This is a genomic window from Aeromonas sp. 603079, from assembly GCF_049172135.1.
GTDB classification, from domain to species: domain Bacteria; phylum Pseudomonadota; class Gammaproteobacteria; order Enterobacterales; family Aeromonadaceae; genus Aeromonas; species Aeromonas veronii.
Window position 1 is genome coordinate 113,936 of the sequence record NZ_JAAKPX010000006.1, and the last position, 15,018, is coordinate 128,953.

The window sequence follows — 15,018 nt, forward strand, 5'->3', positions numbered from 1 at the left end:
GTGGCCCCTTTTCTTTCTACCATCGGCAAACATTCATGAGCGCTTCCATCTATCTCGTCAAAGGCCGCGAAAAATCCCTGCTGCGTCGCCACCCCTGGATCTTCTCCAAGGGGATTGAGCGGGTTCAGGGCAACCCCATTGACGGCGATACCGTCGAGATCTATGCCAACGATGGCAAGTGGCTCGCCCGTGGCGCCTGGTCAGGCAGCTCCCAAATCCGAGCCCGGGTCTGGACCTTCGACAAGGATGAGACCGTCGATCTCGACTTCTTTATCCGTCGCCTCAAATATGCGCAAGAGTCTCGCGATCCGCTGATCAAGCGCCAGGGCCTCACCGGCTATCGCCTCTGCGCCGCCGAATCCGACGGCCTGCCGGGTCTGACCATCGACCGTTATGCCGATTTTCTGGTGTGCCAGATCCTCTCTGCCGGTGCCGAGTTCCAGCGTGAGCTGATAACGCAGGCACTGCGTACCCTCTACCCCGAGTGCAGCATCTATGAGCGCTCCGATGTGGCAGTGCGCAAGAAGGAAGGGCTGAAAGAGCGCACCGGCGTTATCTATGGCGAGACCCCGAACGAGCCGGTGGTCATCGAGGAGAATGGCGGCGTCAAGATCCTGGTAGACATTCGCAACGGCCACAAAACCGGTTTCTATCTGGATCAGCGGGACAACCGTCAGGCTGCCGCCAAGTACACCGAAGGCAAGCGGGTGCTCAACTGCTTCTGCTACACCGGCGGGTTTGGCGTTTATGCCCTCAAGGGCGGCGCCAAGGAAGTGGTCAACGTCGATCTCTCCCAGAATGCGCTGGATATCGCCCGCCAGAACGCCAAGCTGAACGGGCTGGATACCAGCAACACCCAGTTTGTCCGTCACGACGTATTCAAGCTGCTGCGTGAATACCGCGAGAAGGGCGAGAAGTTCGACGTCATCGTGCTGGATCCGCCCAAGTTCGCCGAGAGCAAGGCGCAGCTGCTGGGTGCCTGCCGTGGCTACAAGGACATCAACATGCTGGCGTTCCAGCTGTTGGCGCCGGGTGGCGTGCTCTTGACCTACTCCTGCTCCGGCCTGATGGAGCAGAGCCTGTTCCAGAAGATCGTTGCCGATGCAGCGCTTGATGCCGGTCGCGATGCCCAGATCCTGGAGCTGCTCTCCCAGGCCTCCGATCACCCTATCGGTACCGCCTATCCGGAAGGCTTCTACCTCAAGGGTCTGGTGGTACGCGCCCGCTGATCGGCAACCACCCTCCCCTTGTGATCAATCAGGCCCCTTGCGGGCCTGATTGTTTTGCCCGCGCCGTATAGGCCTGAATGACCACCCTCTCTGCTTTATTGGTGTTTCCTCTCCTCCTCTTTCCCTACCTGCTCTCCACGGCTTCTCTGTTTAAATTTCATTGCACAAAAGCTGCACATTTATGATTCAAATCACATCCGTATGACTCTCTTTTCCGTAGTGTGATCCCGCCTGCGGCAGCCAAGCCGGGGCAACCGTCCCGTCAGGATTGATGGGCGGTACAACAACAAAGATCGATGTCAGGCCAAGCTGAACATCACAAGGGATCCCGTTATGAATCAATCATTGCCGCTGTTAACGCCGCTGCGGGGCATCGCTGCCCTGATGGTGGTGCTGTTCCATGCCCGATTATTGCTCTTTCCCCAGTGGATGGAGTCGATAGCAGGCCACACCCAACTCATCGAGAATGGCTACCTCTGGGTCGACCTGTTCTTTATTTTGAGCGGCGTGGTGCTGGCCCATGTCTATGGGGAGGCCTTCACCCGCACACCCCGCACCGTGAGCTATGGCCGTTTTCTCTGGCTGCGGCTGACCCGCGTCTATCCCCTCTACCTCGTCACCCTGCTACTGCTGGTCGGCTGGGAGCTTTACAAGGCGCAGCACGGGGTGGGCTTCTACGCCGGCCCCTTGTTCAAGATGTGGGAGTGGGAAGGGATGCCCCCCTTCGGCTCCCCCTTCACCCCGGCCGAGGCGCTGCCGAGCGCCTTCCTGCTGCTGCAGGTGGTGACCGATCACGGATTGACCTGGAACTTCGCCGCCTGGTCGCTCAGCGTGGAGTGGATCAGCTACCTGCTGTTCCCGCTGCTGATTCCGCTGGCGGTCACCCGCAGTCGCTGGAGCCATCTCGCCCCCCTGCTGGTGCTGACGGTGCTGGCCTTTATCGTGCACAGTCGCGGCACCCTGGATGTCACCAGCGGCGTGCTGGCGGTGGGGCGCGGAGTGAGCGAATTTGTGCTCGGCCTGTGGCTGCTGCCGAGGGTCAAGGCCGCGGAAAACTTCCCCATGATGAAGCGAGATCTGCCGCTGCTGGTCGCCTTTGTGCTGCCCTTTGCGCTGATGCAGTTCACCATGACGCCGCAGCTGACACTGCTGCTGATCGCCTCCTACGTGCTGCTGATCTGGATTGCCGCCTGCCAGGGCGATCGCCAAAGCCCGCTGCTGCGCCTCCTGGATAACCGCTTCACCAACTGGCTGGGGGATCTCTCCTACTCCATCTACCTGCTCCATGCGCTGGTGCTACTCACCGGCTGCGAGCTCATCCACTATCTGGCGCCGGGGATCACCGAGTGGTGGTATGGCCAGACCAACCCGCTGCTGGGGGTAGTGGCAACCTTGCTGATGCTGGCGGTGCTGATCGGGCTCTCGGCGCTGAGCTACAACCTGCTGGAGCGGCCACTGCAACGGCGCCTGCGCCGCTGGGGCAAGGCTCGCCAACCGGTGCTGGAGCAAGCCGGCTAATCTGTTTTTGTCAGCTGATTGCCCCGCAGAGGTCAAGCCAACCTCTGCGGGCAAATCTGCGAGTGCTCTCCCCTGCCGATAGCTGAGCGGTTCATGGCAGCGCCCTCGTCCCTTACCTTTCACCCGCCAATCCCCTTCGCTTTGTGTGAATTCCTGTTCGAACCGGAGGGGGCATTTGTGGCATAATGCCCTGTCCTGTGGCCCTTGGCGGGGCTGTGTTGGCGCATCTGTCGCCTCTTCTTCCCCGTCCTACCCGGCAGCCCTGCGTGACTGCCTGACATCACTGCTTCCAGAAGCAGCCAAGGCCACCTATTTTTGCGGCTCTTTACATGACGGTAGATGGCCGCGCATTGACCAAGATGGCTCCCGCAGAGCCTCTGCACACGGTGCACAAACAAGGGGTAAGTATGTCTTCCATTCGTCTGACCCAATACAGCCACGGCGCTGGCTGTGGCTGCAAAATCTCTCCCAAGGTGCTCGACACCATTCTCAAGAGCCAGATCCCGGGCTTCAACGACCCGACCCTGATCGTTGGCAACAGCAGCAAGGATGACGCGGCCGTGGTCGATATCGGCAACGGTCAGGGCATTGTCTCCACCACCGACTTCTTCATGCCCATCGTCGATGACCCCTTCACCTTTGGCCGTATCGCCGCCACCAATGCCATCAGCGATATCTACGCCATGGGCGGCAAGCCTATCGTTGCAATCGCCATCCTCGGCTGGCCCATCAATACCCTGGCGCCGGAAGTGGCCCAGCAGGTGATCGACGGTGGCCGTCAGGTATGCCATGAAGCGGGCATTTCGCTGGCCGGTGGTCACAGTATCGATGCCCCCGAGCCCATCTTCGGCCTCGCGGTTACCGGTATCGTGCCTCTGGATGCCATCAAGCAGAACGATACCGCCGAGGTGGGTGACACCCTCTATCTGACCAAGCCCCTCGGTATCGGCATCCTCACCACCGCCCAGAAGAAGGGCAAGCTCAAGCCTGAACACGAGCAACTGGCCCCCAACGCCATGTGCACCCTCAACAAGATTGGCCAGCGCTTTGCCGAGCTGCCGGGTGTCCACGCCATGACCGACGTCACCGGCTTTGGTCTGGCGGGCCATCTGCTGGAGATGTGTGAAGGCTCTGGCGTCAGCGCCCGCCTCGACTTCAAGGCGCTGCCGCTGCTGGACGAGGTGGATTACTACCTCGCCGAGGGCTGCGTCCCGGGCGGGACCCTGCGCAACCACGACTCCTACGGCCACAAGCTCGATGCCATGGACGATCGCACCCGCAACATCATGTGCGACCCGCAAACCAGTGGCGGCCTGCTGGTCGCCGTGGGGAAAGAGAGCGAAGCCGAGCTGCTCGCCATCGCGCGCGAAGCTGGCCTTGCGCTCTCGCCCATCGGCCAGATCAAGCCCCTTGAGGGCTACCGCTTTATCGAGATTGTCCAATGAGTGAATTGCCACTGGCCACGGACTACGCCCAACTCTTTTTGGACGATGTGCCGTTAATTGATGTGCGCGCCCCCATCGAGTTCAAGGAGGGGGCCTTCCCCTGCTCGACCAATCTGCCCTTGATGACAGACGATGAGCGCGCGCAGGTGGGGACCTGCTTCAAGAAGCAGGGTCAGGCCGCCGCCATTGAGCTTGGACACAAGCTGGTGGGGGGCGCAGTACGTGCCGAGCGACTCGAAGGCTGGCTGGCGCAGTTGCGCCAGCAGCCCGATGCCGTGCTCTACTGCTTTCGCGGCGGCCTGCGCTCGCAAACAGTACAACAGTGGCTGGCTGAAGAGGGGGTGACTCGCCCCCGCGTCGCCGGTGGCTATAAGGAGCTGCGCCGTTTTCTGATCGACACCCAGGACAAGGCCTCTGCCGAGTGTCACTGGAGTGTGCTGACCGGCATGACCGGCTCCGGCAAGACCCATATGCTCGATCAGGTGACCCAGGCGGTGGATCTGGAGGGGCATGCCCATCACAGGGGCTCCTCCTTCGGTCAGCTGCCCGGCGGCCAACCCAGCAACATCAACTTTGAAAACAACCTCGCCATCGAGCTGCTCAAGCGCCGCCATCGCGGCGAGCAGACCTTCGTGGTCGAGGATGAAAGCCGCCTGATTGGCCGCTGCTGCCTGCCCCTCTCCCTCCATGAGGCCATGAGTCAGGCACCGCTGGTGGTGGTGGATGTTCCGCAAATCGATCGGGCCGAGCAGATCCGTGAAGATTACGTGCACGATCTCTGGCTGCGCTATCAAGCCATGTATGGTCAGGAAGCCGGTTGGCCGCTGTTTGCCGCCTACCTCACCGATGCGCTGGCCCGCCTCAAGCGCCGTCTCGGCGATCAGGCCCACCGTGAGCTGGATGCCCTGATGCAAACCGCCCTCACCGAGCAGGAAAAGAGCGGCGATACCGCGCTGCATCTGGCCTGGATCACGTTGCTGCTGACCCGCTACTACGACCCCATGTATCTCTATCAGCTTGGCAACAAGCAGGAGCGCATCGTGTTTCGCGGTGACAAGCAGGCCTGCCTCGACTATTTCGCCGAGCAGCATGCCAGCGCGCTGCGCGGCTGACCCATCCCAAGCGAGGAACTCTATGTTGAAATTCGAGGTGATCCCGGTCACCCAGTTCGCCCAGAACTGCTCCCTCATCTGGTGTGACGAGACCCATCAGGCGGCCCTGATCGATCCGGGCGGCGAAGCGGACAAACTGCTGGCGGCCATCGCCAAGCGCGGCCTGACCCTGACCCACATCCTGCTGACCCACGGTCATCTGGATCATGTGGGTGCCGCCGCCGAGCTGCGGGAAAAAACCGGCGTCGCCATTACCGGCCCCCACAAGGAGGACGCCTTCTGGCTCGACATGCTGCCCCAGCAGAGCCAGATGTTCGGCTTCGCCCATACCGCCGCCTTCACGCCGGATCGCTGGCTTGAGCAGGGTGACAAGGTGCAGCTTGGCCAGTGCGAGCTGGATGTCTACTTCTGCCCCGGCCACACCCCGGGCCATATCGTGCTGCTCTCTCAAGCCGAGCAGCTCGCCTGGGTTGGCGACGTGCTGTTTGCCGGCAGCATCGGCCGCACCGACTTCCCCCGTGGCGATCACGGGACGCTGATAAAGTCGATCACCGAAACCCTGCTGCCGCTGGGTGACGAGATCGTCTTTATCCCGGGCCACGGCCCCAGCTCCACCTTCGGCCGCGAGAAGGCGAGCAACCCCTACCTGACCCAGCCTCTCTGGTGATCAAAAAAGGCAGCGGTGTTCCGCTGCCTTTTTCACTCTTCCCATCTCTAGCACCAGCCAAATTGATCGCATGGCCAGATCGGCCACCCCATCATTGCCTCTCTCTGAATGTCGTCCAATAAAAAATCCCCACCCGAGGGTGAGGATTGATTCATAGGTGCAACAATCAGTGCACTTATTGTTCCAAAAGGTGACCGACCAGCTCATGGCGCCACCCTTGCAGCAGCATGGGTTTGTCGGCACGGGCACGCTCCGCATCTCCCATCCGCCAGCTCCAGGTGAAGTACTGGTGGATGATCTTCTTGCTGGCAATCAGCTCGGGCGGAATGTTGCTCGCTTTGGCCTTCTCCTCCACCAGCGCCTTGATCCGCTTGAGCTCGCCCTTGTACTGGGGATAGTCCACCAGCCGGCGAATGGGCTCGGGCCAGCTGTCGGGATCGCTCTGCTGCGCCCTGGCAACGATATCGAGCATCCGCTTGCCGTGGATCTTGATCTCGATAGGCGAGAGGCCGAGCTCGTTGAGATCGCGCAGGGAAGCGGCGCGGCGCTCCGCTACCTTGAACAGGTGTAGCTCTTTGACCACAAAGTTCAGAGCCAGATCGCGGCGCACCGCCTCCTGCTGGCGCCAGGCGGCCAGTTCACGCAGGATGGCCAGCTCACGACGCCCCAGCTGCCAGGCGTTGACGATGTCAAGATATGCCTGACGGGGATCGCTACCCTGGGTCTTGCGGGCGGAGTGGTTCTGACACTCCTGCTCGAACCAGGCAAACTTGCCGCTTTCCCGCAGTTTGGCCATCACTTTCTCGTAGAGCGGCATCAGGTAGAAGACATCCGCTGCCGCGTATTCGAGCTGACGCGGTGTAAGCGGGCGTGCCAGCCAGTCGGTGCGCGCCTGATCTTTTTCCAGCTCGACCCCGAGGAATTCATTCACCAGCGCACCAAAGCCGACCGAGACGCCGTAACCGAGAAAGGCGGTAGCAAGCTGGGTGTCGTGCATCTGATTGGGCAGGTGGCCCGCCTGATGCTGGATCAGCTCCAGATCTTCACCGGAGGCGTGCAAAATGGCGATCTGCCCTGCCCGGCCAAGCCGCTGCCAGAGCGGTGCCAGATCGAGAGTAAGCGGGTCGAGCAGCGCCAGTTGCTGGCCGTCATAGATCTGGAACAGGCCAAGCTGGGGATAATAGGTGCGGGTGCGAACGAATTCAGTATCGATAGCCAGGGGAACGTCGGCCAGAGAAGCGAGATACTGCTCAAGTTCGGCTTGCTGAGTGATAAGTTGATATTGCATCTGTGCCTGCGCGGTTGATCAGGGCCAAAAAGAAAAAACCGTGGGATGACCCACGGTTTTGCATCACTGCGACACACCAGAAAGCCGGTGCAGCGCCTTACTGCTTGGCAATCTCCTCGTCACGCAGTACGCGGCGCAGGATCTTGCCCACATTGGTCTTGGGAAGTTCGTCACGAAATTCTACCAGTTTCGGCACCTTATAGGCAGTCAGATGTTTGCGGCAGTGGGCAATAATCTCGTCCTCCTGCAGCTTTGGATCTTTCTTGACCACAAAGATCTTCACCAGCTCGCCGGAGACCTTGTGCGGCACGCCGACTGCGGCTACTTCCAGCACTTTCGGATGGAGCGCCACCACATCTTCGATCTCGTTGGGATAGACGTTGAAACCGGAGACCAGGATCATGTCCTTCTTGCGATCGACGATCTTGAAGAAGCCCTGCTCGTCGCACACGGCGATATCACCGGTACAGAGCCAGCCATCCTGCATCACTTCGGCAGTGGCCTCGGGGCGCTGCCAGTAGCCGACCATCACCTGCGGGCCACGTACCTGCATTTCGCCCGGGGTGCCGAGGGCGTGGATCACCTGACCGTTGTCATCCACCAGACGGATCTCGGTAGAGCAGACCGGCAAACCGATAGAGCCGTTGTAATCAGTGAGGTCGTAGGGACAGACGCTCACCAGTGGCGAACACTCGGTCAGGCCATAGCCTTCCAGCAACGGGGTATCGGTCAGCGTCTTCCACTTCTCCGCAACCGCGCGCTGCACTGCCATGCCGCCGCCGATGGTCAGCTTGAGCTTGTCAAAGGCGATCCCCTGAAACTCTTCGTTGTTGACCAGCGCATTGAACAGGGTGTTGACCCCGGTAATGCAGGTGAAAGGATACTTCTTGATCTCTTTGACAAAACCCGGAATGTCGCGCGGGTTGCTGATCAGCAGGTTGTAACCGCCGATACGCATAAAGAGCAGGCAGTTCACGGTCAGGGCAAAGACGTGATAGAGGGGCAATGCGGTGACCACGAACTCCTTGCCACGCTCCAGCATGGGGCCGTAGACGCCGAGGCACTGCTCGACGTTGGCAATCATGTTGCGATGGGTCAGCATGGCCCCTTTGGAGAGGCCGGTGGTGCCACCGGTGTACTGCAGGAAGGCGAGATCGTCGTTGGTGATCTCCGGCTTGATGTACTGCAGGAAACGCCCCTTGGAGAGGGCCTGACGCATGGTGGTGGCGTGGGGCAGATTGTATTTCGGCACCAGCTTCTTGACGTACTTGACCACGAAGTTGACCAGAGTGCCCTTGGCCAGCCCCAGGTTGTCACCCATGCGGGTCAGGATGACGTGCTTGACCGGGGTGTCGTAGACCACTTTTTCCAGGGTATGGGCGAAGTTGGAGACGATAACGATGGCCTTGGCACCGGAGTCCTTGAGCTGGTGCTCCAGCTCGCGCGGGGTATAGAGCGGGTTGACGTTGACCACTATCATGCCGGCACGCAGGATGCCGAACACGGCGATGGGGTATTGCAGCAGGTTCGGCATCATCACCGCGACCCGATCCCCCTTCTCCAGCTTCAGCTCGTTTTGCAGGTAGGCAGCAAAGGCGCGGGACTGCTCTTCCAGTCGGCGGTAGGTGATGGTTTGGCCCATGTTGACGAAGGCGGGCTGATCGGCAAACTGGGTTACCGAGGACTCGAACATCTCGACCAGGGAGCTGTATTGGTCTGGATTGATCTCGGCAGGGACCCCTTCCGGATAACGTTTCAGCCAGACTTTTTCCACAAACTTCTCCTGCATAACTAGCACCTGTGCGCTCACTGTGTTGCCTCCGTCCCGGTTCACATCCATTTTAATCGGTTGTTTTAAGCTGATGCTCTAATGCCGCACATATTTACACAGCGCAACATCAATTAACAGCTAATTAACAACGGAAAAATGTGAGGGAGAAAACAAACCTGGAATTATTGAAAGCTGGCGATTCTACCGAACTTGACAAAACTTTACGATACAAACGGCCGTATCAACCGAATTTTCCATATGAAAATGGTGGTTTCCACCCAATATGACCCGCTCGATCTGCTGGAAGGCATCCTGACGGGCCTGCCATTGGGCTTCAAGCGCAGCAAAGCCCTGCTCCCCCTGAATCAACAGCACCGGACAGCGGATAGCCGCCATCAATGCACGAGCCTGCCCTTCGCTCATTCTCAGGGGTGACAGATCCCGCAAGCGGGGGTCGCTGCGCCAGTGCCAGCGCCCTGCCCGCTCTTCAAGCTGCCGCTCACAGATCAGGCGCGCCGTCTGCGGCGTGATATCCGCCACTTTGCAACGAGCGGCGACAGCCTCATCGATAGAGGCAAAGCCGTTGACACTGCGCTCCCGGGTGCGACTGCGGTTTAAAATCGCACGTCGCAGCTGGGCAGGTACCTCCTCATCGGGCTGGCTCAGCGGGCCCAACCCCTCCAGCATGATCAACCGATCCACCTGTTCGGGAAACACCCCGGCATAGGCCGAGGCGATCAACGCCCCGAGGGAGTGGCCGAGCAGAGTGAAGCGCGACCACCCTGCGGCCTGGACGATCTGGTAGAGATCGTCCAGCCAGTCGACAAAGACATAAGGGGTGGTTTTGTGATCGGAGTGACCGTGCCCCGGCAGATCGACACAGATGAGGTGAAAATCACCCAGATGCGGCGCCAGCGGCAAGAAGCTGGCACTGTTGTCGAGCCAGCCATGCAAGGCGATCAACAGGGGTTTGTCCTGCTGATCATGCTCCGCAGACTGGTTATCCAGCAGGGCTACCCGCCGCCCATCTGCCAGGGTCAGCAGCCTCTCGTGCATGGAGCTCATCATAACGTTAATCATGGCAAGCCTTAGCGACGCAGCGGCCGTCTCGGCCAGAAGGGATCATAGAAGGGGTCGTAGAAGTAGGGGTCCATATAGCGAACCTCTACCTCCTTGACTGGCGGCCATAGCTTGCTGCCCGTCACATTGAGCACCGAGAAGCGGTACTTGTGCTCGCCAATCTGGCTATCCACCGGTTGGCCTATGGTGCCAAGCACCGTCAGACTGCGCCCCTTGGCGTAGAGGGTCGGATCGACAAAACCCTTCATGATGGCCAGAAAACGGCCCGGGCTCTGCTCGGTCTGCTCCGGCACACCGTTGGACTTGAGCGGCAGATAGACCACTTCAATAACGCTCTGATCCGCCTTGTTGTGCACCGCAGAGATAACGCCGCTCCAGCGGGCCGGTTTGCCCTCCATTCCGCCAAGGGCGGGTTGATAGGCCACCAGCTGGTTCTCTGGCTCATAGGCCAGCTCCTTGGGGACCGAGCTGCAGGCCCCGAGCAGCAGGGCCAGCGCCCCGACCACCATAGTGCGTTTCATCATGTCGCTTCTGGACTTACACATCATGTCACTCTCCCGTTGCCGGCGTGGCCCGTCGGGCCACCCGATTGTGTTGCAGCTGATGAGCGGCAAGAGCGACATGACGTCAGCGCTCCTGCCCTTATTCGCGACCCGGCAGTTTTTTCCAGGTCACCTTGTCACGCAAATAGACCGGCGTCGCCTGCTCCACAGGCACCGCCTCCCCCGCCAGCCAGGCGGCGCGGGCCAGCGGCAGCATGTCCTCTGCCGCCGGGAAGCGCACCTGGCTCACCGCCAGCTCATCGGCCAGACCACTCAGGGTCTCGCCATAGGTTTCAAAACCGGTGCCGACGCAGGTCACAGGGCCCGTCAGCTTGCCACGGGCATCAACCAGCGCCGCGGGCTCACTCACCACCTCGTCCCCCACCAGCTGCATGCGGCCATCAATGAGCTCATAGCGGCCGAAATATACCTCGTTCATCCGCGCATCGATGGCGGTCAGCACCTGCTCGGCGCCATCCAGTCGATAGGCGCCTTGCGCCATAGCGGCCAAGGTCGAGATGCCAATCAGCGGCACACCCGCACCAAACGCCAGACCTTGCGCCACACTGATGCCGATCCGCACGCCAGTAAAGGAGCCCGGGCCGCGACCGAACGCAATGGCATCAAGGTCACTCAAACTTATCCCGGCATCCTCTAACACAGCCTGAACCATGGGCAGGATTTTTCGGGTGTGATCCCGTGGCGCCTCCTCCCAGCGGGAGAACAGCTTGTCACCCACCAGCAAGGCGGCGGAGCAGGCTTCGGTGGCGGTATCAACGGCCAGGATCTTCAACTCGTTCATGCTTTCCAATCTCTATAAAATCAGTCAATTACATAACCGGCAAGCGAGATACGCTCACCCGTTGTTCAAATCTGTTAGCTGGCGGCACACTTATTCACCGCGTTCAGTGCGATCGAAAAAACGCCCCAGCGTTCCCAACTCCCGGGTACGGGGGATGGCGGGCAGACTCTTGATAAAGGTGGCGCCGTAAGGTTTGTTGACCATTCGTGGATCACAGATCACCAGCACCCCGTGATCACTGCGATCACGAATAAGCCGTCCCACCCCCTGTTTGAGGGCAATCACCGCCTTGGGCAACTGCAGCTCGGCGAAGGGATCCCCCCCCTTGAGTTTGCAATCATCCACCCGCGCCTTGAGCAGCGGATCATCAGGGCTGGCAAACGGCAGTTTGTCGATGATAACACACGACAACGCCGCCCCTCTCACGTCGATCCCCTCCCAGAAACTGCTGGTCGCCACCAGCACGGCGCGGCCATTCTCGACAAACTCCTTGAGCAACCGCTGCTTGTTATCCTCCCCCTGCAGCAAGACGGTGCGACCAATTTCCCGGCGCAGCACCTCGGCCACCTGACGCATCACCTGATGGCTGGTGCAGAGGAAGAAGCAGCCGCCCGGTGTCTTGTTGATCAGCGGGATCATCAGATTGGCCAGCTGCTCGCCACGGCCAAAGGCGTTGGGCTCCGGCAGATAGCGGGGCACACAGAGCCGCGCCTGCTCGCCATAGTCGAACGGACTGTCGAGGATCAGCTCGGCGCTGCCCGCCAGCCCCAGCTCGGCCTTGAAGTGATCAAACCGCATATCCACCGTCAGGGTAGCGGAGGTGAAGACCCAGGCCACTTCCGGTCTTTGCACCTCGGCACTGAATCGCTCGGCCACCGATAGCGGCGTCAGATTGAGGGTGAAATGAAGCCGCGAGCAGTCGTACCAGTAGGAGAAACCGGTCTGGTTGACCGCCAGCACTTCACCCAAGCGGGTGCGCAATTCACTGATGCGCTCGAAGGCGTGATCCAGCTGCTCGCCCCGGCCGAGAGCCAGTTTCAGCACCTCGTAGCAGAGCCCGATAGCATCGTTGAGACGAGCCAAGGCCTGACCCCAGAGCGGCTGGCGCAGCATGTCGCGGGTATTGCCGCGACCGCCATCCACTCCGAAGGCTAGCCGTAAATCCTGACTGGCGATAGCGAGCCGGTCTGCCGCCTTGCCAAGCTGGGCCATGTCGCGGGCCTCGGCCCGATAGGCAAGCTGGATATCCTGCGCCAAATCCTGAATCGTTCGGCTGCCCACCGACTTGCCGAAGTAGTTGGTGGCGATCTCCGGCAGCTGGTGTGCCTCGTCAAACACATAGACTTGCGCCTCCGGCACCAACTCGCCAAATCCGGTGTCTTTCACCGCCATATCGGCGAAGAAGAGGTGGTGGTTGATCACCACCACCTGGGCGTCCATGGCTCGGCGTCGGGCCACCACCAGATGGCAGTCGTCGTAATAGGGGCAGTCGCGACCGAGGCAGTTGTCGTTGGTGCTGGTGACGTGGGCGAGGATCTCGGCGTTCTCCTGCAATCCCGGAATATCCCCCACATCGCCGTTATCGGTGGCGGTAGACCAGGATTTGACCTTCACCAGATCGTTCAGGATCTCAGGCTTTTGCAGATGGGATTCGCTCAAGAGCCGGTTCATCCGCTCGATGCAGAGATAGTTGCTGCGCCCCTTGAGCAAGGCCACCGGCGGGGTGTAGGAGAGCGCTCCTGTGATGGTCGGGAGATCCCGATAGAAGAGCTGCTCCTGCAGGTTCTTGGAGCCGGTGCTGATCACCACCCGCTTGCCGGATTCCAGCGCAGGCACCAGATAGGCGTAGGTCTTGCCGGTACCGGTCCCCGCCTCCACCAGCAGACGGCCACCACTTTTGATGGCGCGCGCGACCGCTTCGGCCATCTCCAATTGGGGAGCGCGGGCTTTGAAACCGTCGATATGGCTGGCCAGAGGGCCATCTGGCTTGAACAGGGTCTGGATGGTCAAAAGGGCGTCCCGCAGCAAAAGCGGCCATTATGCCAAAAGCGCGGCAAAAGCGGGACAGATAATCTGCCTAGACGAACAGATCGATCTGATGCTCGGGATCCGGCTTGTGATCATCCTCTTCCACCTTGGGCTGATCACGCTTGGCGGGGGTGCTATACGCCTGCTGACGCTGCTGGGAGTCACTGTTGTCAGTGCTGGTCTTGCGCAGCTGGTGCTTTTTGCTGATCTGGTTCACTTCCCGCTTGATCTCTTCGCTGCCGGGCGCGGCGGGGGCCCGAGGCAAAATGGGGAACAACAGGTCCTGGCTGGGCATGATGGCGACTCCTGCAAAGGGTTATTGTCTAGTTATCGACCAGAAAACCGTTTTCGCCACTTTAATCGATCAAATCACAATTTCGGGTTGCATTTTCTGTCAAGGCAGGTAGTTTAAATCAGGCGTCAATTACGACATCTTATTTTGTAAAGGATTGATTACATGAAGTTCACCACCCTGAAGACTCATCACCACCATCATCATCCCGACTAGTCTTTCAGGAGGTTGACTGCTGGAAGACACTTAACTGGTGACTTCCAAAAGGACCGCAAGATTCATAAACCCTCGGAAGCACCCACTTCCGAGGGTTTTTTCGTTTTTGACTAGAAGGAAATCGAGCAATGGAAACACAACGTCTGCGTATCGCCATGCAAAAGTCCGGTCGTCTGAGCCAGGACTCCCAAGCCCTGTTCAAGAGCTGTGGCCTGAAAATCAACCTGCGCGAGCAGCGCCTTATCGCCCATGTCGAGAACATGCCCATCGATATCCTGCGGGTGCGTGATGACGACATCCCGGGTCTGGTGATGGAAGGGGTGGTCGACCTTGGCATCATCGGCGAGAACGTGCTGGAAGAGGTGCAGCTTATTCGCGCCTCCCAAGGCCTCCCCTTCGAGGTCAAAACCCTCAAGCAGCTGGACTTTGGTGGCTGCCGCCTCTCGCTGGCGGTGCCGGAAGATGTGACCTACACAGGGCCAGAGAGCCTTGCCGGCAAGCGCATCGCGACCTCCTACCCCGGGCTGCTCAAGCGCTTCTTTGACGAAAAGGGGCTCGGCTTCAAGAGCGTGATGCTGGGCGGCTCGGTGGAAGTGGCACCCCGCGCGGGCCTGGCCGATGCCATCTGCGATCTGGTCTCCACCGGCGCGACCCTGGAGGCTAACGGTCTGAAAGAGGTGGAGGTGATCTACCGCTCCAAGGCGGTGCTGGTACAGGCCCCCAACCCCTTGTCCGATGCCAAGCAGCAGCTCATCGACAAACTGCTACCCCGCATTCAGGGGATGCAGCAGGCCCGCGAGAGCAAGTACATCATGCTGCACGCCCCCAAAGACAAGCTCGATGCCATCACCGATCTGCTGCCGGGTGCCGAGCGTCCCACCATCATGCAGCTGGCCGGTGACACCAATCAGGTTGCGCTGCACGTCGTCTCCAGCGAGACCCTGTTCTGGGAGACCATGGAGCAGCTCAAGGCCCTCGGTGCCAGCTCCATTCTGGTGCTGCCCATCGAAAAAATGATGGAATAAGGA

Annotated in this window: 13 protein-coding genes and 1 other annotated feature; of the genes, 6 read left to right on the forward strand and 7 right to left on the reverse strand. The window is 60.1% G+C overall.

The window, feature by feature from the left end:
- The first annotated feature begins 35 nt into the window (after positions 1 to 35).
- From G5287_RS05940 to G5287_RS05960, 5 genes are all read left to right on the forward strand, one after another.
- Entirely contained in the window at positions 36 to 1,229 is a 1,194-nt protein-coding gene (locus G5287_RS05940; RefSeq protein WP_335828627.1) for a class I SAM-dependent methyltransferase, read from the forward strand.
- 333 nt (positions 1,230 to 1,562) lie between these two features.
- Positions 1,563 to 2,747: an acyltransferase family protein gene (locus G5287_RS05945; protein ID WP_421231010.1), complete on the forward strand. Its 1,185-nt coding sequence runs from the start codon at positions 1,563 to 1,565 to the stop codon at positions 2,745 to 2,747.
- A gap of 407 nt (positions 2,748 to 3,154) precedes the next feature.
- Positions 3,155 to 4,192: a selenide, water dikinase SelD gene (gene selD / locus G5287_RS05950; protein ID WP_421172366.1), complete on the forward strand. Its 1,038-nt coding sequence runs from the start codon at positions 3,155 to 3,157 to the stop codon at positions 4,190 to 4,192.
- Complete coding sequence (gene mnmH, locus G5287_RS05955) at positions 4,189 to 5,304, forward strand: tRNA 2-selenouridine(34) synthase MnmH (RefSeq protein WP_421172365.1); 1,116 nt, start codon at positions 4,189 to 4,191, stop codon at positions 5,302 to 5,304. The genes selD and mnmH overlap by 4 nt, the downstream gene beginning before the upstream one ends.
- Before the next feature lie 22 nt (positions 5,305 to 5,326).
- On the forward strand, positions 5,327 to 5,971 hold the full coding sequence (locus G5287_RS05960) for an MBL fold metallo-hydrolase (RefSeq protein WP_421172364.1): 645 nt from the start codon (positions 5,327 to 5,329) through the stop codon (positions 5,969 to 5,971).
- 175 nt (positions 5,972 to 6,146) lie between these two features.
- Here the strand turns inward: G5287_RS05960 and rnd are convergent, their stop codons facing one another.
- From rnd to G5287_RS05995, 7 genes are all read right to left on the reverse strand, one after another.
- A complete protein-coding gene (gene rnd, locus G5287_RS05965; RefSeq protein WP_421231011.1) occupies positions 6,147 to 7,259 on the reverse strand; it encodes a ribonuclease D in 1,113 nt (370 codons plus the stop codon).
- A 97-nt stretch (positions 7,260 to 7,356) separates the two neighbouring features.
- Complete coding sequence (fadD, locus tag G5287_RS05970; protein ID WP_321537294.1) at positions 7,357 to 9,033, reverse strand: long-chain-fatty-acid--CoA ligase FadD; 1,677 nt, start codon at positions 9,031 to 9,033, stop codon at positions 7,357 to 7,359.
- Positions 9,034 to 9,231: 198 nt separating this feature from the next.
- Entirely contained in the window at positions 9,232 to 10,110 is an 879-nt protein-coding gene (locus G5287_RS05975) for an alpha/beta fold hydrolase (protein WP_421231012.1), read from the reverse strand.
- 8 nt (positions 10,111 to 10,118) lie between these two features.
- On the reverse strand, positions 10,119 to 10,634 hold the full coding sequence (locus G5287_RS05980; protein ID WP_019446435.1) for a Slp family lipoprotein: 516 nt from the start codon (positions 10,632 to 10,634) through the stop codon (positions 10,119 to 10,121).
- A 118-nt stretch (positions 10,635 to 10,752) separates the two neighbouring features.
- Complete coding sequence (gene tsaB / locus G5287_RS05985) at positions 10,753 to 11,454, reverse strand: tRNA (adenosine(37)-N6)-threonylcarbamoyltransferase complex dimerization subunit type 1 TsaB (RefSeq protein ID WP_202003965.1); 702 nt, start codon at positions 11,452 to 11,454, stop codon at positions 10,753 to 10,755.
- A 90-nt stretch (positions 11,455 to 11,544) separates the two neighbouring features.
- The gene (locus G5287_RS05990; protein WP_421172361.1) at positions 11,545 to 13,464 is read right to left on the reverse strand and encodes an ATP-dependent DNA helicase; all 1,920 of its coding nucleotides are present in this window, start codon (positions 13,462 to 13,464) and stop codon (positions 11,545 to 11,547) included.
- Positions 13,465 to 13,531: 67 nt separating this feature from the next.
- Positions 13,532 to 13,777, reverse strand: a complete 246-nt coding sequence (locus G5287_RS05995; protein WP_179903859.1) for a hypothetical protein — start codon at positions 13,775 to 13,777, stop codon at positions 13,532 to 13,534.
- 188 nt (positions 13,778 to 13,965) lie between these two features.
- Positions 13,966 to 14,090, forward strand: a sequence feature (His leader region).
- A 28-nt stretch (positions 14,091 to 14,118) separates the two neighbouring features.
- Between G5287_RS05995 and hisG the strand changes: the two genes are divergently transcribed.
- Complete coding sequence (gene hisG / locus G5287_RS06000; RefSeq protein ID WP_005336757.1) at positions 14,119 to 15,015, forward strand: ATP phosphoribosyltransferase; 897 nt, start codon at positions 14,119 to 14,121, stop codon at positions 15,013 to 15,015.
- Positions 15,016 to 15,018: the final 3 nt, after the last annotated feature.